Consider the following 23,661-nt stretch of genomic DNA (forward strand, 5'->3'; position numbering starts at 1 on the left):
ATGTCTGTCGTGGTGTTCACGGTGCTCACCGTGGCGATCTTCGCGCTGCTGGGCTTGATCCAGCGAGGGGTGGAGAAGCTGTGATCGCGAACCTTGTCGGTCTCGCACTGGCTGCCGGAGTCGCCGTCTTCATGATCGCGGCGCTGCTTTTCCCCGAGAGGTTCTAGGTGAACACGACTACTGCGGGGATCGTCTTCGTGGCGGCCCTGGTTCTCGCGCTGGCTCTGGTGCATGTACCGCTGGGCGACTACATGTACCGGGTCTACAGCAGCGACAAGCACTCCCGCGTCGAGCGGCTGATCTTCCGCGCCATCGGCGCGAAGCCCGAGGTCGAGCAGACCTGGCCCGTCTACGCCCGCAGTGTGCTGGCGTTCTCGGCGGTCAGCGTGCTGTTGCTGTTCTTCTTCCAGCTGGTCCAGGGCGCACTGCCACTGCACCTCAACGACCCCGGCACCGAGATGACCCCCGCGCTCGCGTGGAACACCGCGGTCAGCTTCGTCACCAACACCAACTGGCAGAACTACTCCGGTGAGTCCACCCAGGGTCACCTGGTGCAGATGGCCGGTCTCGCGGTACAGAACTTCGTCTCCGCGGCCGTCGGCATGGCGGTAGCGGTGGCCCTGGTGCGCGGCTTCGCCCGCCGCCACACCGGTGACCTCGGCAACTTCTGGGTCGACCTGGTGCGCGGCACCCTGCGCATTCTGCTGCCGCTGGCGTTCGTCTTCGCGATCGTGCTGGTCGCGGGCGGCGTCATCCAGAACTTCCACCTCCACGATCAGGTCGCGCAGACCATCGGCGGCGCCGAACAGACGATCACCGGCGGACCGGTGGCGAGCCAGGAGGTCATCAAGGAACTCGGCACCAACGGCGGCGGCTTCTACAACGCGAACTCTTCGCACCCGTTCGAGAACCCGAACACCTGGACGAACTTCATCGAGATCTTCCTGCTGATGGTGATCGCGTTCTCGCTGCCGCGCACCTTCGGCCGGATGGTCGGCTCCACCAAGCAGGGCTACGCGATCGTGGCGGTGATGGGCACGATCGCCCTGGCCAGCATCTCGCTGACCAACCTGTTCCAGCTCCAGCACCACGGCACGGTCCCGACCGCGATCGGTGCGTCGATGGAGGGCGTGGAAACCCGCTTCGGCGTTGCCGATTCGGCCACCTTCGCCGGCGCGACCACCCTCACCTCGACGGGTGCGGTGAACTCGTTCCACGATTCCTACACCAGCCTCGGCGGCATGATGACGATGTTCAACATGCAGCTCGGCGAGGTGGCGCCCGGTGGGGTCGGCTCCGGTCTCTACGGCATGTTGATCCTCGCCGTGATCACGGTGTTCGTCGCGGGCCTGATGGTCGGGCGCACCCCGGAATATCTCGGCAAGAAGATCACCCCGCGCGAAATCAAGCTGGCGGCAACCTATTTCCTGGTGAGCCCACTGATCGTGCTGGTCGGTACCGCGGTGGCCATGGCCTTGCCGGGACAACGAGCGAGCATGCTCAACGGCGGCCCGCACGGCATGTCGGAGGTGCTCTACGCCTTCACCTCCGCGGCCAACAACAACGGTTCCGCCTTCGCCGGTCTCACCGGCAACACCGAGTGGTACAACACCGCCCTCGGCCTCGCGATGCTGTTCGGCCGATTCCTGCCGATCATCATCGTGCTGGCACTGGCGGGTTCGCTGGCCCAGCAGGGCACCACTCCCGCGTCGATCGGCACACTGCCGACGCACCGGCCGCAGTTCGTCGGCATGGTCGTCGGCACCACGGTGATCCTGGTCGCGCTCACCTTCCTGCCCGCTCTCGCACTCGGGCCGCTCGCCGAAGGAATTCACTGAAATGACCACTCCCACACTAGAAACCGCACCGCGGCCCGAACACCGAAGCAAGGGCGTGCACCGCGGCGTCCTCGACCCGAAATTGCTGCTCACCTCCCTCCCCGACGCCGTGCGCAAGCTCGATCCGCGCACGCTGTGGAAGAACCCGGTGATGCTGATCGTCGAGATCGGCGCCGTGTGGTCGACCATCCTCGCCATCGCCGACCCGAGCTTCTTCGCCTGGGCGATCGTGGTGTGGCTCTGGCTCACCGTCGTTTTCGCGAATCTGGCCGAAGCCGTCGCGGAGGGGCGCGGCAAGGCGCAGGCCGACTCGCTGCGCAAAGCCAAGACCGACACCATCGCCCGGCGGCTGGCCGACTGGACACCGGGTGGGCGCATCGTCGAGGAACGCGTCGCCGCCCCCGAGCTGCGTCGCGGCGACTACGTCGTCGTCGAAGCGGGCCAGATCATCCCCGGCGACGGTGACGTCGTCGAAGGCATCGCCTCGGTGGACGAATCGGCCATCACCGGTGAGTCCGCGCCCGTGATCCGGGAATCCGGCGGCGACCGCTCGGCCGTCACCGGCGGCACCACGGTGCTCTCGGACCGGATCGTCGTGCGGATCACCCAGGAACCCGGCGCCAGCTTCATCGACAAGATGATCGCGCTCGTCGAGGGCGCGAGCAGGCAGAAGACACCGAACGAGATCGCGCTCAACATCCTGCTGGCCGCGCTCACGATCATCTTCGTGTTCGCGGTGACCACCCTGCAGCCGCTGGCCATCTTCGCCAAGTCGAACAACCCCGGCGTGCCGGATACCTCGGCGCTGGACGCGCATGGCATCACCGGCATCGTGATGGTCTCGCTGCTGGTCTGCCTCATTCCGACCACCATCGGCGCGCTGCTCTCGGCCATCGGCATCGCGGGCATGGACCGCCTCGTGCAGCGCAATGTGCTGGCGATGTCGGGTCGTGCGGTGGAAGCCGCGGGCGATGTGAACACCCTGCTGCTCGACAAGACCGGCACCATCACCCTCGGCAACCGGCAGGCCGCCGAGTTCATCCCGGTGCCGGGCGTGCTCGACGACGAACTGGCCGACGCGGCGCAGCTGTCGAGTCTTGCCGACGAAACACCGGAGGGCCGCTCGATCGTCGTGTTCGCCAAGGAGGTGTTCAACAAGCGCGAACGCAGCGCGGGTGAACTGCCGGGCGCGACCTGGGTGGAGTTCACCGCACAGACCCGCATGTCGGGCGTCGACCTCGCCGACGGGCACCAGCTGCGCAAGGGGGCAGCCGGTGCCGTGACGGAATGGGTTCGCGCCCAGGGCGGTTCGATCCCCGAGCAGGCCGCGGTGATCGTCGACGGCATCTCCGCATCCGGTGGCACGCCGCTGGTGGTCGGCGAGGTCAAGGACGGCACCCCGCGCCTTGTTGGTGTCATCCACCTCAAAGACGTTGTCAAGCAAGGCATGCGGGAGCGCTTCGACGAGATGCGCCGCATGGGCATCCGCACCGTGATGATCACCGGCGACAATCCGTTGACCGCCAAGGCGATCGCCGACGAGGCGGGTGTGGACGACTTCCTCGCCGAAGCCACACCGGAGGACAAGCTCGCCCTGATCAAGTCCGAGCAGGACGGCGGCCGCCTGGTCGCGATGACCGGCGACGGCACCAACGACGCCCCCGCGCTCGCGCAGGCCGACGTGGGTGTGGCCATGAACACCGGCACCTCGGCCGCCAAAGAGGCGGGCAACATGGTCGATCTGGACTCGGACCCGACCAAGTTGATCGAGATCGTCGAGATCGGCAAGCAGTTGCTGATCACCCGTGGCGCGCTCACCACGTTCTCCATCGCCAACGACATCGCCAAGTACTTCGCGATCATTCCCGCGCTGTTCGTGGTGCTGTTCCCCGGCCTGGACGCGCTGAACATCATGCGCCTGGCCAGTCCGCAGTCGGCGATCCTGTCCGCGGTCATCTTCAACGCGATCATCATCGTGGCGCTCATTCCGCTGGCGCTACGCGGCGTCAACTACCGGGCGAGCAATGCCTCGAAACTGTTGAGCCGCAACCTGACGATCTACGGCCTCGGCGGCATCATCGCCCCGTTCGTCGGCATCAAGATCATCGACCTGTTCGTCCAACTCCTCCCCGGGATGTCCTGAAATGCGTATGTCAACCTGGATCCGCCAGCACCTGGCCGCCCTGCGCGCCCTACTGGTGCTGACCGCGATCACCGGAATCGTGTATCCCGTAGCCGTCTTCGCGATCGCCCAGCTGCCGGGGCTCAGCGAGCGAGCCGATGGGTCGCTCATCGAGCGGGACGGAAAAGTGGTGGGCTCCAGCCTGATCGGGCAGTCGTTCACCGACGCCGACGGCAACGCCATGGCGCAGTACTTCCAGAGCCGCCCGTCGGCCGCGGGCAACGGCTACGACCCGCTGTCCACCGCCGCGAGCAATCTCGGCCCAGAGGACATCGTCGACACCGCCGATCGCACCAGCCTGCTCACCACCGTGTGCACCCGCTCGAAGGAGGTCGGCGACCGTGAGGGGGTCGACGGCGCCCGGCAGTTCTGCACGAAAGACGGTGTGGGCGCGGTGCTCTCGGTGATCGGTCCGCGCGATGCCGACGGCGATGTGTCGCAGCCGGTGCAGGTGGTCAGCGTCAACGAACTCTGCCCCGCGCAGCCGTTCGTGGCCACGTTCCGCGGCGTCGCCGTGGAGTGCGCGAAGGAGGGCGAAGACTACTCCGTCGGCCGGATCATCCCGATTCTCGGTGACGCACCGGCCGATGCCGCCGTCCCCGCCGACGCGGTGACCGCGAGCGGCAGCGGACTCGACCCGCATATCTCCCCCGAATACGCGACCATCCAGGTCGAGCGGGTGGCGACGGCGCGCGGCATCACCACCACCCAGGTGCGTGAACTGCTCGACGCCCACACCGACGGCCGCACGCTCGGATTCCTCGGCGAGCCGCGGGTGAACGTCGTCGAACTCAACCTCGATCTCGACGCCCGCTACCCGTTCCGGGGCTGAACACAGCGATCGGGGCCGGATCCACCACGGATCCGGCCCCTTTCGTCATTCTGCGCTAATCCTCGTCTGTGACCAGAGCAAAAGACGGGGTCAGACCCAGAGTTGCTGCGCTAATCCTCGTCTGTAACCAGAGCCCAACCATCGGGCAGACCGGTCACGGTCACCGCTGACCCGCATACCTCGAGATCCACCGTCACCCCATCGCCCAGCCGGAACTCCGACATCCGCACGCACCCCCATGCCGGTGGCACCTGCGGCCGCAACGTCAACGTCTTGGCAGGCACATCGGGATCGAGCCCGAGGAACGACCGAACCAGCAGCAGCGGCGCCGCACTCGCCCACGCCTGCGGCGAACACGATGTCGGATACGGCACGGGTGCGGCGAATCTCGACCGCGGGAAACCACAGAACAGTTCGGGCAATCGACCGTCGAACGCGGCGGCCGCATCGAGCAGACCACCCGACAGCTTCGTGGCCAGTTCCACCGCGCCCGGCACATGCTGGTACCGCATCAACCCGGCGACGGCGATCGCCGTGTCATGCGGCCAGATCGACCCGCTGTGGTAACTCATCGGGTTGTAAGCGCCCATATCCGAAGCCAAGGTGCGCAGCCCGAATCCCGAATCCATCTCTGCCCGAGACAGATTCCGGATGAGGATCTCGGCATGTTCGTCGGTCGCGATGCCCGACCACAAACAGTGCGCGGCGTTGCTGGTCAACGCGTCGACCTGCCGCTTGCGGCCGTCCAACGCCACCGCGTACCACCCGTAGTGGGGTAGCCAGAACTGCTCGGCGAACTTGGTTTGCAACTCGTCGGCCCGCTCCCGCATCCGCACGGACAGCTCGGGGTCGTCGAACTGGTCGGCCAGTTCCGCGCGGGCCAGGAACGCCGCGTACACATACCCCTGCACCTCGGCCAGCGCGATCGGCGCTTCGGCGATATGCCCTGCGGCGTCGTTGATTCCGTCGAAACTGTCCTTCCACCCCTGATTGATCAGGCCGCGGTCGGTGGCGCGCACGTACTCGACGAAACCGTCGTCGTCACGGTCCCCGAAATCGGTGATCCAGCTGATCGCGGCGTCGGCGGCGGGTAACAGAGTGGCGATCGATCCCGGATCCGCGCCCCACCGTAGACATTCGGCGAGCAGCATCACGAAAAGTGGTGTGGCGTCGACGGTTCCGTAGTAGATCTGCCCGCCGAGCACCTGCCCGACCGAGGGCCCGCGCCGCATCTCGTGCATGATCCGGCCCGGCTCCTCCTCGACGAGCGGGTCGATCGTCTGGCCCTGCAATTCGGCCAGCTGCTGCAAAGTGCCTAGTGCCAGATCGGTTTCCAGCGGCAGCGACATCCATGCGGTGAGCAGCGAGTCCCGGCCGAACAGCGTCATGAACCACGGCGCGCCCGCGGCCACGAACGGCCGGTTGGTGCCGGAATCGGTGTGGATCTGCAAGGCGCCCAGATCGCTTTCGCTGCGGCGCAGGATCTGGTTGAGCAGGCCCGAGTCGGCGGAGATATCGGTGGCGGTGGCCCGCCACGCCTGGATCTTGCGTACCGGCTCACTGGCCCGGTAGCGCTCGCCCACCGAGCCGGAGGTCTGCGGGCGTTGCGCGGCGCCTGCCGGTTGCGCGGTGATCTCGGTTTGCCAGCGCGCACCCGCAGGCACCACCACCCGCCAGATCATGGTGCCGGGCAGCACCATCGGCTCGACGGTCGAGGTGAGCGCGAGCCCACGGGACAGATCCTCGCGGTCGTGCAGCAGCAGTTCGCCGTCGGCGGTTGTCATCTCCGCCCGGCGCCCGTTGGTGCGGCCTTCCTTCACCGCGAACAGGTCGACGAAATCGGCGTCGACATGCAGTTCGAGGACCACCGCCGTCGCCTCGCGGCTCATGTTCTCCAGGGTGATCACCTCGTGCATGCCCTCGGCGACGAGCCGATCGCGCACCACCAGCAAGGTGCTGTCGGCCCGACCCTGCTGCGGAGGCCTGCGCAACACGAACCGTGCCGCGAAGGCCTCCGGACTCAGCACCGACAGCGCCTCGGGCCGTTTGCCGTCGATCATCAGCTCCCAGCGCGAAATCACCCTGGCGTCACGGAAGAACAGGCCCTGCGGCTTGCCCGGCTCGATATCGCCGAGCCGGTCGGACAGGCAGAACGTACCGCCTTCGACAAGGGTGATGTTGCCGCCGCCGCCACCGAGCCCCGCGGGTTCCCCCGCGTTGAGGGGGCTCGGCGCCGAGGCGCTGTCGGTGCTCATGCGCGCCCGTTGGCCGCCACCCCGACGGGCATCGGCATCGCATACGCGGTGTCGTACCCGATCGTGGTGCGGGCGAGCAGCTCCCGGTACACCTGTTCGTAGCCGCGGCCGAGGGTGTCGGCGCTGAAGTTGTCGACCACGTGTTTGCGGCACAGGGCCGGATCGTAGGTCTGCACTTCGGCGATGGCGGCGGGCAGTTCGGCCGGATCGTCACAGATCCGCCCCGTTACCCCGTCTACCACCACTTCGCTCACCGCACCGCCGCGCAACGCCACCACCGGCGTGCCACAGATCATCGCCTCGATCATCACCATGCCGAACGGCTCCTCCCATCGAATGGGGAACAGCAGACACTTAGCTCCGGAGAGCAGTTTACGCTTGGCGGCCGCGTCGGCGAGACCGAACATCTGATCCTGGTCGGTCATTCGCGGCTGCACGAACTCCTCGAAGTAGGCCTTCTCGGGCGGCTCACTGCACTTGCCCGCCAGGATCAGCGGCATGCCGGCGGCGTGGGCGGCGTCGAGCGCCAGATGTGGGCCCTTGTCGTTGCTGAAACGACCGAGGAACAGCGCGTAGTCCTGCTTCTCGGTCTCGTAGGGCCACTGTTCGGGACACAGTGCGTTGTGGACCCGGCCCGCCCATGGCAGATCGGGGGCCAGCGCGCGCTGACGGTCGCTGATCGCGACGAGCGAGCACTCCTGGCCCAGTTCCTTGTAATAGCGGTAGCAGTCGTCCTGCACCGGGCCGTGCACGGTGACCACCGTCGGCAACCCGAGATTGGCGTAGGCGGGCGCGTTCAGCGGGCCAGCGAAAGTGTGGTCGTGGACCAGATCGATGCCTTCGGTATCGGCCAGCCGCTCGATGGCGCGGCGCACCCGCAGCGCGTGCACGATCTCCGGGAACGGGTCACCCAGCCGTTCGGGCTGGATCCGGTCCCACAGCGGGACGAAATCCGCCTGGGTGCCGTCGATGCCCGCGCCGAACAGGGTGACGTGATGGCCACGCTCACACAGTGAGTCGACCAGATCGGCGACTACGGCCTCGACACCGCCGTAGGCCTTGGGTGGAACATCGAAATACGGTGGAACAACCATGGCGATCCGCAGTGGACCTCCGTGGTGATCGATCGAGTAGAGATCGGACGCGGACAAACCGGTCGGCGACATTGCCGACGTGTCTGTACTCATGACCTTCCTTCCAGGGACGCAACCTCGCAACACTTGCGCGAACAAGAGATGGCCGCCTCGGCGGAGGTGGAGACGAGAGCTTCACCGCCGTCCATGGGGCATGGTTGGCCTGGCCAGACGCAATGCGCACCTTTTCGGGTGCCCGCCTGAACAGAGGGGCCGTCAAGGAACGTACCCCGCTACCGGAGAGTAAACCAGCGTGTTGCTGGAAATGTTCGATATCGATTCTCTACCAGGGCAGGAGATTACGCGGTCAGATGCACTCTACGCCGTATAGATTTCAAGATCACCCGGGTCAGGACCAGGAATCCTTCCGAGGCTCGGATCAATGAGACCAGCCTTACCGCACGTTTGCCGATCGCGAAATGGGGAACCCAGCGAATCACCGGCGATCTATCGATCGTCAGGGCGCGCAGTCCGTTCGAACATCCCAATCCACGCAGGCGATGCCACCGAACTCGGCGACGATGAGCCTGCCCTGACCATGGGTGAGATAGTCGATGAACTTCGCCGCCAGTGATTCCGCCGGAATTTGACCGCCGGGATAGTCGTTGAAGGCGAACTCGGCGGAGTAGAACGGGTAGGCCTTGGCGCGCATATTGTCCTTTGTCGCCTCCACGCCGTTGATCTTCACCGATTTGATCGCGGCGTCGCGAACCGCCGACGACTCGAGATAGCCGACCGCGCCGGGGTTCCTGGCGACGACATCGGCCATCGCGGTAGTCGACCGTACTTCGCAATGGACCAGTCGCTGCCGTCCCGCACAGGGTTCGGGCTGATACAGCGGTCGGTTCCAGTCGAGCAAGCGGTGCTCGATGGCGAACCTGGACCCCGATCCGTATTCCCGATCCACCACCACGACAGGCAGATCCGGGCCACCGATCTCGATCCAGTTGCTGATCTGCCCACGGAACAGTCGCTGAATCTGGTCTGTGGTCAGATCCGCGACCCCGAGGTCCGGGTGTACTACCACCGAGAACGGCGCCACCGCGAACGCACTCTCGGACAGGTCAGGGAAGGTCTTGTGCTTCGGCCCTTCACCGATGGCCACGGTGTTCGGCGCCGACTCCGGCGCATCCAGATCCTCGAGACCGTCGGTCGTCCCGGTGAAGTCGAACGCGAATTTCGCTCCGGGGCAGTGGTTCTCGAACGATGCCGCGGCCTTGCGGATCATCGGCGCCATCGCGGTCGAGCCGACGAGGTCGAGTGTGCCGGTGGCACAGTAGTCCGGCAGGGGTTCCGGTCGCACGATGGACGCCACGAGCTGAATCGTGACGACCACGGCGAGGAACAGGCTCAGGCCGAGCAGTGCGCGTGCGGGTCGAATACCGCTGGAATGGCTGGGGGTCGCCTCGAATGTGCCGCTCTTGATACTGCCCAGGTGCGTCACCACCTGTTCACCGTCGTGGTCATCCGGTGCGGCCACCGGCCCTTCGAGTACCGCGAGCACCTTGTAATGTTCACCGACTGCGAGATTTTCGGCCGGCAGGAAGATCTCCGAGCCACCGTCGGCTCTGGTGACCGTCTGGATCGCGTCCAGGGTCGCACCTGTGTCGACCCGCCCCTGGAGGTTGACGCGCTCGGTGACCTCGATCAGGTGCACCGTGTGCGCGGGGAAAACCAATCTCGGCCGACTCGAGTAGTAATCACCCGCGACGATCTCGGCGGTGCCAGAGTTCTCGATGCGGATCAGGACGACCGACTTGGATGCCGTCCCGTTGTTGTTCGCCTGCGGCGCCCCATTCGGATCGGTGAAGATCTTGCTCGCCGGCGTGTTCATCTGGACCCGATAGCCGAGCCGCTTTCGCTCGATGAACACGAACTGCTGCAGATACGTGGCGACAGCCACGGCGAGGGCGATCAGCGAGAGCACGATCTCGATCGGAAAGTCACTCATCCGGTCCCCCACTCACTCCCCGTACACAGCGAGTCGTTTGTACCAGACGAGAACGGAACCTTGCGACACGGAATCAGTTGTTGGGCACCATTTCACCCACCGGACTCACCACACCACGCAAGCAGCTCGTCGACCGGCCAGGTGTCGATCACCTTATCGGCGGTGACGCCGTGTGCCAGTGCCCGCTCGCATCCATAACCCTGCCAAGCCAATTGACCTGGGGCGTGCGCGTCGGTGTCGATGCTGAAGAAGCAGTCCATCTCGACGGCCAGCTCGATCAATCGTCCGGGTGGGTCGCGGCGTTCGGGACGACTGTTGATTTCGACGGCGGTGCCGTAGCGGCGGCAGGCTTCGAAGACGAGTTCGGCGTCGAACGACGACTCCGGGCGGGTGCCGCGTGCCCCTTCGACGAGCCGGCCGGTGCAGTGGCCCAGGATGTCGACATTCGGGTTCGCGACGGCGTAGACCATCCGCTTGGTCATGGTGGCGCTGTCGTCGCGCAGATGTGAATGCACGCTGGCGACAACGACATCCAGGCGTCCGAGGAGATCGGCGCGCTGATCGAGGGTGCCGTCGTCGAGGATGTCGACCTCGATGCCGGTGAGGATGCGAAACGGTGCCATCTGCTCGTTGAGTTCGGCGATCACGTCGAGTTGGCGCGCCAGCCGGTCGGCGGACAGGCCGTTGGCGACCTTGAGGCGGGGTGAATGGTCTGTCAGCGCACAGTATTCGTGTCCCAGTGCCGCCGCGACACCCATCATCTCGGCGATCGGACTGCCACCGTCGGACCAGTCCGAATGTGTGTGCAGATCGCCACGCAGCGCACCGCGCAACTCCTCGCCCGCGGGCGCGATCGGCTGTGCGTCCTTGCGGAGCTCAGCCAGGTAGTCGGGAACCTCACCCGCACATGCCTGTTCGATGATGGCTGCCGTTTTCGGTCCGATGCCGGCCAGTTCACGCCAGCTGTGTTCGGCTGCGCGAGTGGAATATTCGCTCTCCGGCAGCCCGGCGACGACATCGGCGGCGCGGCGGTAAGCCTTTACCCGGTGCGTTTCGGCACGACCGCGTTCGAGCCAGAACCCGACCTCACGCAGTGCCGCCACCGGACCCGGACTCGCCGCCGATGTCATCGCGACTACTTGATCCGGCCGTACTTGAGGAACGCGACGCCGTCGGCGTACACCCGGCTGGTGATCACCCGAAACCGTTCCGGCGCGGGCAGTTTCGCCCCACCGCCGAACAACGGCCTGCCGGTGCCGAGTACCACCGGGTGCAGCTTCAGGAACACCTGGTCGATCTCGGGCAGCAGCGCCTGCGCCAGTTGACCGCCGCCGCAGAGCCAGATACCCAGTCCGTCTTCGCGTTTGAGTTCACGCACCGCGGCGGCCGGATCCTCGGCGATCAGTTCCACCCCCGGCGCGGGCGCTTCGGGCAGTGTCGTGGACACCACGTATTGGCGGAGGTGCGCATAGGGGCTGGCGGTGCCGGTGCGGACCCCGAAGTCGTGGGTCTTGCGGCCCATGATCACGGTGTCGAAGTAGATGTTGCCCGCCGCGATCCCGCGCGCCTCGCGCACCTTGGTCGGCAGGGTTTCCGGGTACTGCGAGATGATCGCGGGCCCGTGGTCACCGCCTACCGGGAAGAAATCCAGCGTTCCATCCTCGGCGGCGATGAAACCGTCGATTGTCGATGCCACGAAATAGGTCAGCTTGCGCATAACGTCCTCCCTGCACGGACCCGGTCTGTCACGACCTGTCAGAGGAAACGTTAGCGTGCCCGGATCAGCGGCGGCGCGGCTTCCGTTGACACTTCGGACAGGAAAACGACGACCGGTTCATGAATTGTTCCCGTACCAGCAATGTCGCGCACCGATCGCACGGTTCGTCCTCACGCCCGTACGCGGCCAATGACCTGGCGAAATAGCCGGATTCGCCGTTCACATTCACGTACAGGGCGTCGAAGGAGGTGCCGCCGACGGCCAGCGCCTCGGTCATGACCGCGGTGACCCCGTCGAGCAGCGTGCGCAGGACCGGGCGGGTGAGCTCGGCGGCGACGCGGGTGCCGTGCAGACCCGACCGCCACAGCGCCTCGTCGGCGTAGATATTGCCGATGCCCGAGATCACCGTCTGATCGAGCAGCACGCGTTTGATCTCGGTGTTCTTGGCGCGGATGGCCGCGACCACGGCGTCGCGGTCGAACAGCGGGTCGAGCGGATCACGCGCGATATGGGCCACGGAATCGGGCACCACGGTCCCGTCCACCTCGACGAGTTCGCCCAGTGCCCAGCCACCGAAGGTGCGTTGATCGACGAACCGCAATTCGGCACCGTCACCGAGCACGGCCCGGATATGCGCGTGTTTTTCGATGGGCGCGTCAGCGGGTTGCACCAGCATCTGACCGCTCATGCCCAGATGCACGACCAGTGCGGTATCGGGCTCGTCGAAAGTGAGCCAGAGATACTTCCCGCGGCGCTGCGCGGAGTCGATCCGCAATCCGGTGAGTCGTGCCGCCAGATCAGCACCACCCGCGGCGTGCCTACGCACGGCACGCGGGTGGGTGACGGTGACGGTATCGATCGCCCGGCCGACAGCGTGATCGGCCAGACCGCGCCGAACAACCTCTACCTCGGGCAGTTCGGGCACGGATTCAGGCTTTGTTCGTAGATTCGTCGGTCAGCGCCTTGTAGGCGTTACCGGCTGCCTGCTGCTCGGCTTCCTTCTTGGAACGGCCGACGCCCGAACCGTACGGATGACCGGCGATCACCGTGGTGGCGGTGAATTCCTTGTTGTGGTCCGGTCCGGTGGACGTGATCTCGTAGGCGGGTACGCCGAGACCGCGTTCGGCGGTGAGCTCCTGCAGGCTGGTCTTCCAGTCGAGGCCGGCGCCCATGCGGGGGCCACGCTCGAGCAGCTCGGCGAACAGTCGAAGCACCACACCGCGCGCGGTTTCGATGCCGTGCTCGAGGTGCACCGCACCGAGCAGCGACTCCATGCCGTCGGCGAGGATGCTCGGCTTGTCGCGGCCGCCGGTGAGCTCTTCGCCCTTACCGAGCAGCAGATACTGGCCGAGTCCGCCGTTGCCGAGACCACGCGCCACCTCGGCGAGCGCGTGCATATTCACCACGCTGGCGCGCAGTTTCGCGAGTTCACCCTCGGACTTCTCCGGATGCTCGGTATACAGGCGCTCGGTGATGCTGAGGCCGAGTACCGAGTCGCCGAGGAATTCCAGGCGCTCGTTGGTCGGCAAACCGCCGTTCTCGTACGCGTACGACCGGTGCGTCAGCGCTAGGCGCAGAAGCTCCGGTCGTACGTCGACACCGAGGGCGGTGAGCAGGCTGGCGTGATCCGCCGCGCCCACATTGTCTTTACTGGCTGTCACGTTGCTAGGAATGATCTACAACGATCAGACTGCAGAGGTGACCTGGCGGCCCTTGTAGGTACCGCAGGACGGGCACGCGATGTGCGGGAGGGTCTTCTCACCACACGCGCGGTTCGGGCAGGTGACCAGGGTCGGCGCAGTGGCCTTCCACTGGCTGCGCCGCGACCGGGTGTTGGAACGCGACATCCGACGCTTGGGAACAGCCACGGCTACTTCTCCTCTTGGTTTTCGCTGACAACATCGGCATCAGATGCCGCGGCAGCGGTTTGGTCTTGGTGGTGGAACCCTCAGGCGGGGTCGCCGGTACCGGGCTCGTCAGTGGCGAAATTCGCCAACTTCGCCCAGCGAGGGTCCAGTATCTCATGCCCATGATCAGGACCCGCAATCGCCATCCGCACACCGCACTCGGGGCACAGGCCCGCGCAGTCCGGCGAACACAGCGGCTGCAGCGGAAGCTCCAGCCCGATGGCGTCGAGGATCACCGGCTCGAGATCGACGAGGTCGTCTTCCATGCGGTAGACCTCGGCGTCCTCGGTCGTCTGCTCGGTGGCGCTGTCCGGATACGCGAACAACTCCGTCAGACGAACCTGCACCTGGCCGTCGAACGGTTCGAGGCAGCGCGAGCACTCCCCGGCCGTCGGCCCGGACGCCGTGCCGGTGATCAGCACACCCTCCGAGACCGCCTGCAGCTGCAGGTCGAGTTCCACCTCGGCGTCGGCCGGGATGGCGATCAGGTCCAGACCCAGCCGCTCATGGTCGGTGACCGTGCGACGCAGCTCCCGCATGGTTCCCGGCCGACGGCCGAGATTGCGGACATCCAGCACAAAACCCGCGTCGGACACAGGACCACTGGTCTTGCGTGGACGCGCAGGCGAACCGGAACCGGCGGACATCACGGACTCACTTACCGTTGAGGGGATAATGGGCAACCACTCAACAGTACGGCAGGACCCCGCCGGAACTCAAAACGCGCGCTCGGCTCAGCGGCGGTGGTCGGCAGCGTATTCGGGGTATTCGGCGCCCGGTGCGCCGCGCATCTGCTGACGACCACGGGTGATCGAGCGCCGGGTGGTGTTGAGCGTCTCTTCCACGGCGGCGAGCCTGCTGCCGAAATCGGCCATCTGCTCGTCGACATAGTCGTCGCATTCGGTGCGCACCCGGTCGGACTCGGCCTGCGCATCGTCGATCAGCCGGGCGGATTCGGCGTGCGCGACCCGCACCACCTCGGTCTGCGCGACCAGCCGGGCCTGTTCGGCCTTGCCGTCGGCGACCGAGCGCTCATACGAGGCCTTGCCCGCGTCGATGGCCCGGTCGGCGTCGATCTGGGCGCGGCCGGTGAGCTCGTCGTACTCGGCATTGCCGTCGGCCACGACCTGATCGGCCTCCGCCTGGGCCGAAGTCACCAGGCGGTCGGCATGGGCGGTGGCTTCGGCGACCATCCGGTCGGCGTGGTCCTTGGCGTCGGCGAGGATGCGATCGGCCTCGGCGCGAGCTTTGTCGATGGTGGTGCGTGCCTGCTCGTTGGCCGTGGTGACCGTCGTCTCGGCGCCGCTGCGGGCGTCGCCGACGATCTTGTCGCGGTGATCGAGCACATCCTGGGCGTCGTCGAGTTCACCGGGTAGCGCGTCGCGGACGTCGTCGAGAAGTTCGAGGACATCGCCGCGCGGCACGATGCAGCTGCGGGTCGGCGGGATGCCGCGCGCCTCTTCGACGATGGCGACCAGTTCGTCGAGTGCTTCGAATACGCGATACATGCTCACTACCCTCCTGCGGACTCACGGCGAAACCACTACCGCCGACGCCCAGTGTGCCCGTCCTCGGCGGCTGTGCCGAATGTCGTTGCGGTGTGTCGCGACAGTGTCCAAGATCGCACGGTTATCAAGTGGAGTGCAGCCCTCCACTTCGGCTACCATCGGTAGGCACGACAACGCCGTCCGCCGGGAAGCACCGCAACCTTTTCGCTGTTGTACTCCTCGACGTCTGTTCATTTGGGGATCGGAGTCGAACATGACCCTCCTGGAAACTCCTAGGAGTCCGGTGTCGCACGTGGCGGGCATGTTCACTCCCTGGACCGGTCCGTTCCCCGTGGTGACGCCGAGTGAAGTCGCACCCGCGCTGCGCCCCCAGCTCGAGGGCGCGCTCACCTATCTGCGCGGCGACCGCGCCCTGCCCCAGCTCTTCCGCTTCGCCCTCGTCGGCGGGTCGAGCAATATCGCCTATGTGCTGCTGTTCTTCGCGATGCACGGCATCGGCCCGCTGGTCGCCAATGTGGCCGGCTCGGTGGTCAGCACGATCATCGCCAACGAATTCCACCGTCAGCTCACCTTCCACGCCACCGACCGGGTCACCTGGTTCACCGCGCAGTGGGAAGGCGGCGGGATCGCGTTGATCGGACTCGCGATCACCACCGCGTTCTTGGCCGGACTGGATTTCTGGGCGCCCGGTCTGGGCGACATCACCCAAGCACTGACGGTCCTCGCCATCACCGCCGCGGTCGGCGGCATGCGCTTCCTCGCACTGCGAGGCTTGTTCCGCCTCCCTGTCCCGCCTCCCCGCGACATCTAGCCACCGTTAGTCCGTTGAGGAGTCGCGTTGGCGGCCGGCAGTTGGGGTATGGGGCTCGGTTAGCTGTTAGCTGGTGAGTTACCCATGTTCTCGCGAGATCAGGTCTTGCGCTTGTTCTCGCGAGGACAGTTCTTGCGCTTGTTTCTCGATCAGTTCTTGCGTTCCGCGAGGCGGGCGAGGAGGCGCTTATGGACGGCAGGCGGGAGCATGTCGCTCACGTCGCCGCCGTAGGCCGCTACTTCTTTGACCAAGGAGCTGGACAGGAAGCTCAGGGACGGGTTGGTGGCGATGAAGAAGGTGTCGACGCCGGCCAGTTTGTGGTTCATCTGGGCCATTTGGAGCTCGTAGCCGAAGTCGCCCGCGTCGCGCAGACCCTTGACGATCGCACTGACGCCTTCCTGCTTGGCGAAATCGACCGTCAGACCCTGCCAGGACGCCACGCGCACGTTCGGGAGGTGCGAGACCGATTCGCGCAGGAGTTCCATGCGCTCTTCGACGGTGAACATGCCCTGTTTCTTGGGATTCACGTTCACCGTGACGATCACCTCGTCGAACTGTGCGGCCGCGCGGGCGAACACGTCGAGGTGACCGTTGGTGACCGGGTCGAAGGAGCCGGGGCACAGTGCTGCAGCCATACCTCAGACGCTAGCACCGAACTCGGCCAGCTCAACTCTGGTCTCCCCGTACTTGCGTGCCTTCAGCGCCACATAGCCTGCGGGCCAAGTGATTTCGGGTGAACGACTCGACCGTTCCACCACCACCAACGCCTCCGGTGCGAGCCAGCCGTTGCTCGCCAAGGCCGTGAGGTCGGCGATCACGTCCTCGGTGCTCACGTCGTAGGGCGGATCCGAGAACACCACGTCGTAGGCCCGCGGCGCGGCTTGCTTCAGCACCGAGGACACACTGCCGAGCCGCAGTTCCGCACCGGGCAGACCCAGCTCGGCGATGTTGGCGCGCACCACGTCGGCCGCCTTGCGGTCGGATTCCACCAGCAATGCCCGCTCGGCCCCGCGCGAGAGCGCCTCCAATCCCAGCGCACCCGAGCCCGCGTACAGGTCGAGGACCGTTGTCCCGTCCAGATCGAGGCGAGCGTCGATCGCGCTGAACAGCGCTTCACGCACCCGATCGGAGGTGGGCCGGGTACCGGCGGGCGGCACCTTCAAGCGCCGCCCGCCTGCCACACCCGCGACGATGCGTGTCATTCCGACTCGCGTGCGACCAGTTCCACCAGCAGGTCCCCGCCCTCGACCTGGGCCACCTTGGTGGTCGCGATCCGCCCGACCACGCCACCGCGCGGCGCGGTGATGGCCGCTTCCATCTTCATCGCCTCGATGGTGCCGACGGTGTCACCGGCGTGGATCTCATCGCCCTCCGACACCGCCAGGGTGACCACACCGGCGAACGGTGCCGCGATGTGGCCTGCGTTGTTCTTGTCGGCCTTCTCGGCCGCGGGCACCTCGGAGGCAACCGAACGGTCCCGCACCGCGACCGGGCGCAACTGCCCGTTCATGATGCACATCACCGTGCGCATGCCCTTCTCGTCGGGCTCGGAGATCGCTTCGAGGCCGATGAGCAGAGTGACACCCTTCTCCAGCTGCACGCGGTGTTCCTCGCCGCGGCGCAGGCCGTAGAAGAACTGGTTCTCCGACAGCCCGGTGGTGTCGCCGTACTTCTCGCGGTGGTTGTTGAACTCGGCGGTCGGGCCGGGGAACAGCAGCCGGTTCAGCGTTTCGCGGCGCTCGGCGGACGAGCCGTCGAGTGCCTTCTGGTCAGCCGGGCTCAGCGGGGTCTCTGGCTTGGGTTCGTTGCGCCCCGCCAGTGCCTTGCTGCGGAACGGCTCGGGCCAGCCGCCCGCAGGGGTGCCGAGCTCGCCGCGCAGGAAGCCGATCACCGAATCGGGGATGTCGAAGCGGCCCGGATCGGCGGCAAAATCTTCGATGTCGACACCGGTGCCGACCAGGGCCAGCGCGAGGTCACCCACGACCTTCGACGACGGGGTCACCTTGATCAGGCGGCCGAGCAGCCGGTCGGCGGCCGCGTACTTGGCCTCGACCTCTTCGAACCGGTCACCCAGGCCGAGCGCGATCGCCTGCTGACGCAGGTTCGACAGCTGACCACCGGGGATCTCGTGGGTGTACACCCGACCGGTCGGCGCGGGCAGACCCGACTCGAACGGCGCGTAGACCTTGCGCAGCGCCTCCCAGTACGGCTCGAGATCGCACACGTTCTGCAGGTTCAGGCCGGTGTCGTGATCGGTGTGCGCGGTGGCGGCCACGATCGCCGACAGCGCGGGCTGGCTCGTGGTGCCCGCCATGGCCGCGGACGCGCCGTCGACCGCGTCGGCACCGGCCTGCCAGGCCGCCAGGTAGGTGGCCAGCTGTCCGCCGGGGGTGTCGTGGGTGTGCACGTGCACCGGCAGATCGAAGTTACTGCGCAGTGCGGTAACGAGTTTCGCGGCCGCGGGGGCGCGCAGCAGACCAGCCATGTCCTTGATCGCGAGGACATGCGCGCCCGCGTCGACGATCTGTTCGGCCAGCTTCAGGTAGTAATCGAGGGTGTAGAGCGACTCGTTCGGGTCGAGCAGGTCACCGGTGTAGGACAGGGCGACTTCGGCTACGGCAGTACCGGTTTCGCGGACCGCGTCGATCGCCGGACGCATCTGGTCGACGTTGTTGAGTGCGTCGAAGATGCGGAAGATATCGATACCGGTCGTGGCGGCTTCGGAAACGAAAGCGCGCGTGACCTGTTCGGGATAGGGCGTGTAGCCGACGGTGTTGCGACCGCGCAGCAGCATCTGCAGGCAGATGTTGGGCACGGCTTCCCGCAAGGCCGCCAAGCGTTCCCACGGGTCCTCGTGCAGAAACCGCAGTGCCACATCGTAAGTCGCGCCGCCCCACGCCTCGATCGAGAGCAGCTCCGGGGTCAGCCGCGCGACGTGTCCCGCCACACCGAGCAGACCGTTGGTGCGCACGCGGGTCGCCAGCAGCGACTGGTGCGCGTCACGGAAGGTGGTGTCGGTGACGCCGAGCGCCTTCTGTTCGCGCAGGGCACGCGCGAAACCCTCCGGTCCGAGGGTGAGCAGCCGCTGGCGCGAACCGTCCGGCGGCGGCAGCGTCAGGTCGACGGCGGGCAGCTTGTCGTAGGGGTACACCGTGGTCGGGCGGTCGCCGTTGGGCTTGTTGACGGTGACGTCGGCCAGATAGGTCAGGATCTTGGTGCCACGGTCGGCCGATCCGCGCGAGGTGAGCAGTTCGGGACGCTCGTCGATGAACGAGGTGGTCACCCGGCCCGCCTGGAAATCGGGGTCGTCGAGCACCGACAGCAGGAACGGAATGTTGGTCGTCACGCCACGAATACGGAATTCGGCGAGCGCGCGCTGGGCGCGCGCGGCGGCGGCGGGCAGGTCGCGACCACGGCAGGTGAGCTTCACCAGCATGGAGTCGAAGTAGGCGCCGATCTCCGCGCCCAGGTTCGCGCCACCGTCGAGGCGGATGCCCGCGCCGCCCGGCGTGCGGTAGGCGGTGATGCGGCCGGTGTCGGGGCGGAATCCGTTGGCCGGGTCCTCGGTGGTGATGCGGCACTGCAGCGCGGCACCGCGAATCTGCACCGTTTCCTGACTCAAGCCCAGGTCCGCGAGGGTCTCACCGGCGGCGATCCGAAGCTGCGACTGCACCAGGTCGACGTCGGTGATCTCCTCGGTGACCGTGTGCTCCACCTGGATGCGCGGGTTCATCTCGATGAACACGTGGTTACCACGCTCGTCCAGGAGGAACTCCACGGTGCCCGCGTTGATGTAACCGATCTGGCGGGCGAACGCCACCGCGTCGGCGCAGATCCGCTCGCGCAGTTCAGGAGACAGGTTCGGGGCGGGCGCGAGCTCGATCACCTTCTGGTGGCGGCGCTGCAACGAACAGTCCCGCTCGAACAGGTGCATCACATTGCCGTGCTGGTCGGCCAGGATCTGCACCTCGATGTGGCGCGGATTCACCACCGCCTGCTCGAGGAACACCGTCGGGTCACCGAACGCCGACTCCGCTTCGCGCGAGGCCGCTTCGATCGACTCACGCAACTGCTCGGGCGCGGCGACCCGGCGCATGCCACGACCGCCACCACCGGCGACGGCCTTGACGAAGATCGGGTATTCGAGTTCGGCCGAGGCGGTGAGCAATTCGTCGATGTCGGCCGAGGGTTCGCTGGACTTCAGCGTCGGCAGGCCGGCCGCCTTGGCCGCGGCGATCGCCGTGGCCTTGTTGCCCGCCATCTCGAGGATCTGGGCAGTGGGGCCGATGAACGTGATGCCCGCGGCGGCACAGGCCGCGGCGAGGTCGGGGTTCTCCGACAGGAAGCCGTAGCCGGGGTAGATCGCGTCGGCGCCTGCGGCCACCGCGGCGTCGATGATCGCCTCGATCGACAGATACGCCCGAACCGGGTGACCCTCTTCGCCGATCTGATAGGACTCGGCCGCCTTGAGGCGGTGCACGGAGTTGCGATCCTCGTATGGGAACACCGCGACCGTTCCGATGCCGAGTTCGTAGGCCGCGCGGAAGGCACGGATAGCGATCTCACCACGATTTGCGACCAAGACTTTCGAGAACATTGGCCTACGGTACCCGGCCATGAGCCGGGGACGGACACGCAAGGTGGCTTCGCAGCAATCTTCACACCGCACACCCGCCTACCTGCGAAGTTGCGTTCATCAGGCCGTCACATCTCACCGCGGGGAGTGGCCTGCGGTGCGCGTGGACAACGTGGGCGCAACCGCAGGTCACGGCGCTGTTCACCACGGGGCGGTGACCCGCGCCCGGCGTCGAGGGCCTATGCTGGGGACGCAGCTGGTTCGCCTGCGCGGTGGAAGAGTCGGAGCCCCGACCTCCCGCACAGGTGTCGAAACCCGGGTGCGGATCATGTTCCGCACCGGGTGAGAGGGAACCCGGTGAGAATCCGGGACTGTCCCGCAGCGGTGAGCAGGAACGACCGCCGTCATCAGCACTGGGCATCATGCCTGGGAAGCGACGGCCAGTAGGTCGGTCGATCACACGACCGGTGCCCGCGAGTCCGAATACCTGCCGACTGTGCCGGATACGCCGTATCCGGCGGCCACCGCCTCGTGGATCGGGCGCGCGGACCACCGATGCCGACTCGTCGCACCTTTTCGCGACCTGGTCCGGCCGGGTGGCGTGTGCCCGCGAAAAGGCGACGGCTCTCCCTGCACGACACTGGAGAATCTCCGTGACTGTTTCGCACACTCCTTTCACCGCAACGGTTCTCGGCCTACCGCGCGTCGGCCCGAACCGGGAACTCAAGCGCGCCACCGAGTCCTACTGGGCCGGCCGTGCCGATGCCGCGCACTTGCACGCGGTCGGCCGTCAGCTCCGTCGCGCCCAGCTCACCGAACTGGCCGCGGCGGGACTGGATTCGGTGCCGGTTGGCACCTTCTCCTACTACGACCAGATGCTCGACACCGCTGAACTGCTCGGCGCACTGCCGCCGCGCGTGGCCGGGATCGCCGATCCGCTCGATCGCTATTTCGCGGCGGCGCGCGGCACCGACACGGTCGCGCCGCTGGAGATGACCAAGTGGTTCGACACCAATTACCACTACCTGGTGCCCGAGATCGACGCGGCCACCACCTTTTCGCTGCATCCCGGCAAGCTGCTGACCGAACTCGACGAGGCGATCGAGCTCGGTGTGCCCGCGCGTCCGGTGCTGATCGGTCCGATCACCTTCCTGAAACTCGCCAAGGCCGCCGACGGCGCCGCGCTGGAGCGGCTGCCCGAGCTGCTGGGGCTGTACCTGGACCTGCTGGCCCAACTGGCGGACGCGGGCGCGCAGTGGGTGCAGATCGATGAGCCGGTGCTGGTCACCGACCTGACCGAGGCGGAGATCGCCCTGGTCGGCCAGACCTACAGCGTGCTCTCGGCCGCGCAGAACCGGCCCGCGATCCTGGTCGCCACCTACTTCGGGCACCCCGATGCCGCATTGGCGGTGCTGGCCGAGACCGAGATCGAGGGTGTCGCGCTCGATCTCACCGCGGGCACCGATATCTCGGCGGTCGCGGCGCTGCCCGCTCTGGCTCGCAAGCTGGTGGTGGCGGGCGTGGTCGACGGCCGCAATATCTGGCGTGCCGACCTCGACGCCGCCCTCGCCACCCTCGGCTCCCTGCTCGGCAGCGCCGACGCGGTGGCGGTGTCGAGTTCGTGCTCGCTGCTGCACGTGCCGTATTCGCTGACTCCCGAGACCGGACTGGACGAGCGGCTGCGCTCGTGGCTGGCGTTCGGCACCGAGAAGGTCGGCGAGGTGCGAGTCCTGGCCACCGCCCTCACCGCCGGTGTCGACACCGTCGCCGACGAACTGGGTGCGGCCCGCGCCGCCGCCGACTCCCGCCGGAGCGACCCGCGCCTGCACAACGACCAGGTCCGGGCTCGATTGGCCGCGCTCGACGACAACGACCTGACCCGCTCCCCCGCCGACGAGCGTCGCGTCCTGCAACGCGATCACCTCGACCTGCCGGTGCTGCCGACCACCACCATCGGCTCCTACCCGCAGACCTCGACCATCCGGCTGGCCCGCGCCGCGCTGCGCAAGGGCGAGATCGACAGGTGCGAATATGTGCGGCGGATGCGGGCCGAGATCGCCGACGTGATCACCCTGCAGGAAGAACTCGGCCTCGACGTGCTGGTGCACGGCGAACCCGAACGCAACGACATGGTGCAGTACTTCGCCGAACTGCTCGACGGTTTCGCCGTCACCGAGGCGGGCTGGGTGCAGTCCTACGGCACTCGCTGCGTGCGCCCGCCGATCCTGTTCGGCGACGTCACCCGGCCCGAGGCGATGACGTTGTCCTGGATCGGCTACGCCCAGTCGCTGACCACCAAGCCGGTCAAGGGCATGCTCACCGGCCCGGTCACCATCCTGGCGTGGTCGTTCGTCCGCGACGACCAGCCGCTGGGTGAGTCGGCCCGCCAGGTCGCGCTCGCCATCCGGGACGAGACCGTCGACCTGGAAGCCCAGGGCGCGCGGATCATCCAGGTCGACGAGCCCGCCCTGCGCGAGCTGCTGCCACTGCGTGCCGCCGAACAGCCCGCGTACCTGCGGTGGTCGGTGGATTCGTTCCGCCTCGCCACCGCGGGCGTCGCTGACACCACCCAGGTGCACACCCACCTGTGCTACTCGGAGTTCGGCGAGGTCATCTCGGCGATCGCGGGCCTGGACGCCGATGTCACCTCGATCGAGGCGGCGCGCTCGCACATGGAGGTTCTCGACGATCTGAACGCGGCCGGTTTCGCGCTCGGCGTCGGGCCGGGCGTCTACGACATCCACTCGCCGCGGGTGCCGTCGGTCGAAGAGATCACGGTCTCCCTGGCCGCCGCGCTGAAAGCGGTACCTGCCGAACGCCTCTGGGTGAACCCGGACTGCGGTCTCAAGACCCGCGGGCCGGTCGAGGTGGAGGCGTCGTTGCGCAACTTGGTGACAGCCGCGGCAGCGCTGCGGTGATCTGAGAGTCGGGACAGGCCACTGCCCCGGGCG

General features: G+C 66.9%; 19 protein-coding genes and 1 riboswitch. Of the genes, 6 read left to right on the forward strand and 13 right to left on the reverse strand.

What is annotated here, in order from left to right; all coding sequences use genetic code 11:
- From ACFXKN_RS26700 to ACFXKN_RS26715, 4 genes are all read left to right on the forward strand, one after another.
- A complete protein-coding gene (locus ACFXKN_RS26700) occupies window positions 1-84 on the forward strand; it encodes a potassium-transporting ATPase (RefSeq protein WP_067449012.1) in 84 nt (27 codons plus the stop codon).
- A gap of 83 nt (window positions 85-167) precedes the next feature.
- Window positions 168-1,838 carry a potassium-transporting ATPase subunit KdpA gene (kdpA, locus tag ACFXKN_RS26705; RefSeq protein ID WP_378965210.1) on the forward strand — a complete coding sequence of 557 codons (1,671 nt, stop codon included), beginning with the start codon at window positions 168-170 and terminating at the stop codon, window positions 1,836-1,838.
- Between the two features lies 1 nt (window position 1,839).
- The gene (gene kdpB, locus ACFXKN_RS26710) at window positions 1,840-3,981 is read left to right on the forward strand and encodes a potassium-transporting ATPase subunit KdpB (protein WP_379434030.1); all 2,142 of its coding nucleotides are present in this window, start codon (window positions 1,840-1,842) and stop codon (window positions 3,979-3,981) included.
- 1 nt (window position 3,982) lies between these two features.
- Window positions 3,983-4,852, forward strand: coding sequence for a potassium-transporting ATPase subunit C (locus ACFXKN_RS26715; protein ID WP_379434031.1), 870 nt, complete (start codon window positions 3,983-3,985; stop codon window positions 4,850-4,852).
- Between the two features lie 110 nt (window positions 4,853-4,962).
- On the opposite strand, the gene ACFXKN_RS26720 is transcribed toward ACFXKN_RS26715, so the two are convergent.
- The 10 genes from ACFXKN_RS26720 to ACFXKN_RS26765 form a co-directional block, all read right to left on the reverse strand.
- Entirely contained in the window at window positions 4,963-7,107 is a 2,145-nt protein-coding gene (locus tag ACFXKN_RS26720) for a glycogen debranching N-terminal domain-containing protein (RefSeq protein ID WP_379434032.1), read from the reverse strand.
- Window positions 7,104-8,273, reverse strand: coding sequence for a glycosyltransferase family 4 protein (locus tag ACFXKN_RS26725; protein WP_379434049.1), 1,170 nt, complete (start codon window positions 8,271-8,273; stop codon window positions 7,104-7,106). The genes ACFXKN_RS26720 and ACFXKN_RS26725 overlap by 4 nt, the downstream gene beginning before the upstream one ends.
- A gap of 424 nt (window positions 8,274-8,697) precedes the next feature.
- Window positions 8,698-10,191: a substrate-binding domain-containing protein gene (locus ACFXKN_RS26730; protein WP_379434033.1), complete on the reverse strand. Its 1,494-nt coding sequence runs from the start codon at window positions 10,189-10,191 to the stop codon at window positions 8,698-8,700.
- Between the two features lie 92 nt (window positions 10,192-10,283).
- Window positions 10,284-11,321, reverse strand: a complete 1,038-nt coding sequence (locus tag ACFXKN_RS26735; protein ID WP_379434034.1) for a PHP domain-containing protein — start codon at window positions 11,319-11,321, stop codon at window positions 10,284-10,286.
- A gap of 5 nt (window positions 11,322-11,326) precedes the next feature.
- Window positions 11,327-11,908 (reverse strand): dihydrofolate reductase family protein, encoded by a 582-nt coding sequence (locus ACFXKN_RS26740; RefSeq protein WP_378965187.1) that lies wholly within the window; start codon window positions 11,906-11,908, stop codon window positions 11,327-11,329.
- Between the two features lie 64 nt (window positions 11,909-11,972).
- A complete protein-coding gene (mutM, locus tag ACFXKN_RS26745; RefSeq protein ID WP_379434035.1) occupies window positions 11,973-12,833 on the reverse strand; it encodes a bifunctional DNA-formamidopyrimidine glycosylase/DNA-(apurinic or apyrimidinic site) lyase in 861 nt (286 codons plus the stop codon).
- A 4-nt stretch (window positions 12,834-12,837) separates the two neighbouring features.
- A complete protein-coding gene (gene rnc, locus ACFXKN_RS26750; RefSeq protein WP_378965176.1) occupies window positions 12,838-13,569 on the reverse strand; it encodes a ribonuclease III in 732 nt (243 codons plus the stop codon).
- A gap of 24 nt (window positions 13,570-13,593) precedes the next feature.
- The gene (rpmF, locus tag ACFXKN_RS26755; protein WP_040708879.1) at window positions 13,594-13,776 is read right to left on the reverse strand and encodes a 50S ribosomal protein L32; all 183 of its coding nucleotides are present in this window, start codon (window positions 13,774-13,776) and stop codon (window positions 13,594-13,596) included.
- Between the two features lie 80 nt (window positions 13,777-13,856).
- Window positions 13,857-14,462, reverse strand: coding sequence for a YceD family protein (locus tag ACFXKN_RS26760; protein ID WP_379434036.1), 606 nt, complete (start codon window positions 14,460-14,462; stop codon window positions 13,857-13,859).
- Window positions 14,463-14,549: 87 nt separating this feature from the next.
- Window positions 14,550-15,323 carry a DivIVA domain-containing protein gene (locus tag ACFXKN_RS26765; protein WP_378965162.1) on the reverse strand — a complete coding sequence of 258 codons (774 nt, stop codon included), beginning with the start codon at window positions 15,321-15,323 and terminating at the stop codon, window positions 14,550-14,552.
- 253 nt (window positions 15,324-15,576) lie between these two features.
- Between ACFXKN_RS26765 and ACFXKN_RS26770 the strand changes: the two genes are divergently transcribed.
- Window positions 15,577-16,134, forward strand: a complete 558-nt coding sequence (locus ACFXKN_RS26770) for a GtrA family protein (RefSeq protein WP_379434037.1) — start codon at window positions 15,577-15,579, stop codon at window positions 16,132-16,134.
- 149 nt (window positions 16,135-16,283) lie between these two features.
- On the opposite strand, the gene coaD is transcribed toward ACFXKN_RS26770, so the two are convergent.
- Genes coaD through ACFXKN_RS26785 form a run of 3 tightly spaced genes read right to left on the reverse strand, consistent with a single transcriptional unit; the run spans window position 16,284 to window position 20,731 of the window.
- On the reverse strand, window positions 16,284-16,769 hold the full coding sequence (coaD, locus tag ACFXKN_RS26775) for a pantetheine-phosphate adenylyltransferase (RefSeq protein ID WP_378965153.1): 486 nt from the start codon (window positions 16,767-16,769) through the stop codon (window positions 16,284-16,286).
- A 3-nt stretch (window positions 16,770-16,772) separates the two neighbouring features.
- A complete protein-coding gene (rsmD, locus tag ACFXKN_RS26780) occupies window positions 16,773-17,336 on the reverse strand; it encodes a 16S rRNA (guanine(966)-N(2))-methyltransferase RsmD (RefSeq protein WP_379434038.1) in 564 nt (187 codons plus the stop codon).
- Window positions 17,333-20,731: a pyruvate carboxylase gene (locus ACFXKN_RS26785; RefSeq protein ID WP_378965138.1), complete on the reverse strand. Its 3,399-nt coding sequence runs from the start codon at window positions 20,729-20,731 to the stop codon at window positions 17,333-17,335. Before ACFXKN_RS26785 ends, rsmD begins: the two co-directional genes overlap by 4 nt.
- A gap of 279 nt (window positions 20,732-21,010) precedes the next feature.
- Window positions 21,011-21,220: riboswitch (cobalamin riboswitch) on the forward strand.
- Between the two features lie 143 nt (window positions 21,221-21,363).
- Here ACFXKN_RS26785 and metE point away from each other — a divergent pair.
- Window positions 21,364-23,628, forward strand: coding sequence for a 5-methyltetrahydropteroyltriglutamate--homocysteine S-methyltransferase (gene metE, locus ACFXKN_RS26790; RefSeq protein WP_379434039.1), 2,265 nt, complete (start codon window positions 21,364-21,366; stop codon window positions 23,626-23,628).
- Window positions 23,629-23,661 lie beyond the last annotated feature (33 nt).

The sequence above is a fragment of the Nocardia sp. NPDC059195 genome, assembly GCF_042754695.1.
Lineage (GTDB): Bacteria > Actinomycetota > Actinomycetes > Mycobacteriales > Mycobacteriaceae > Nocardia.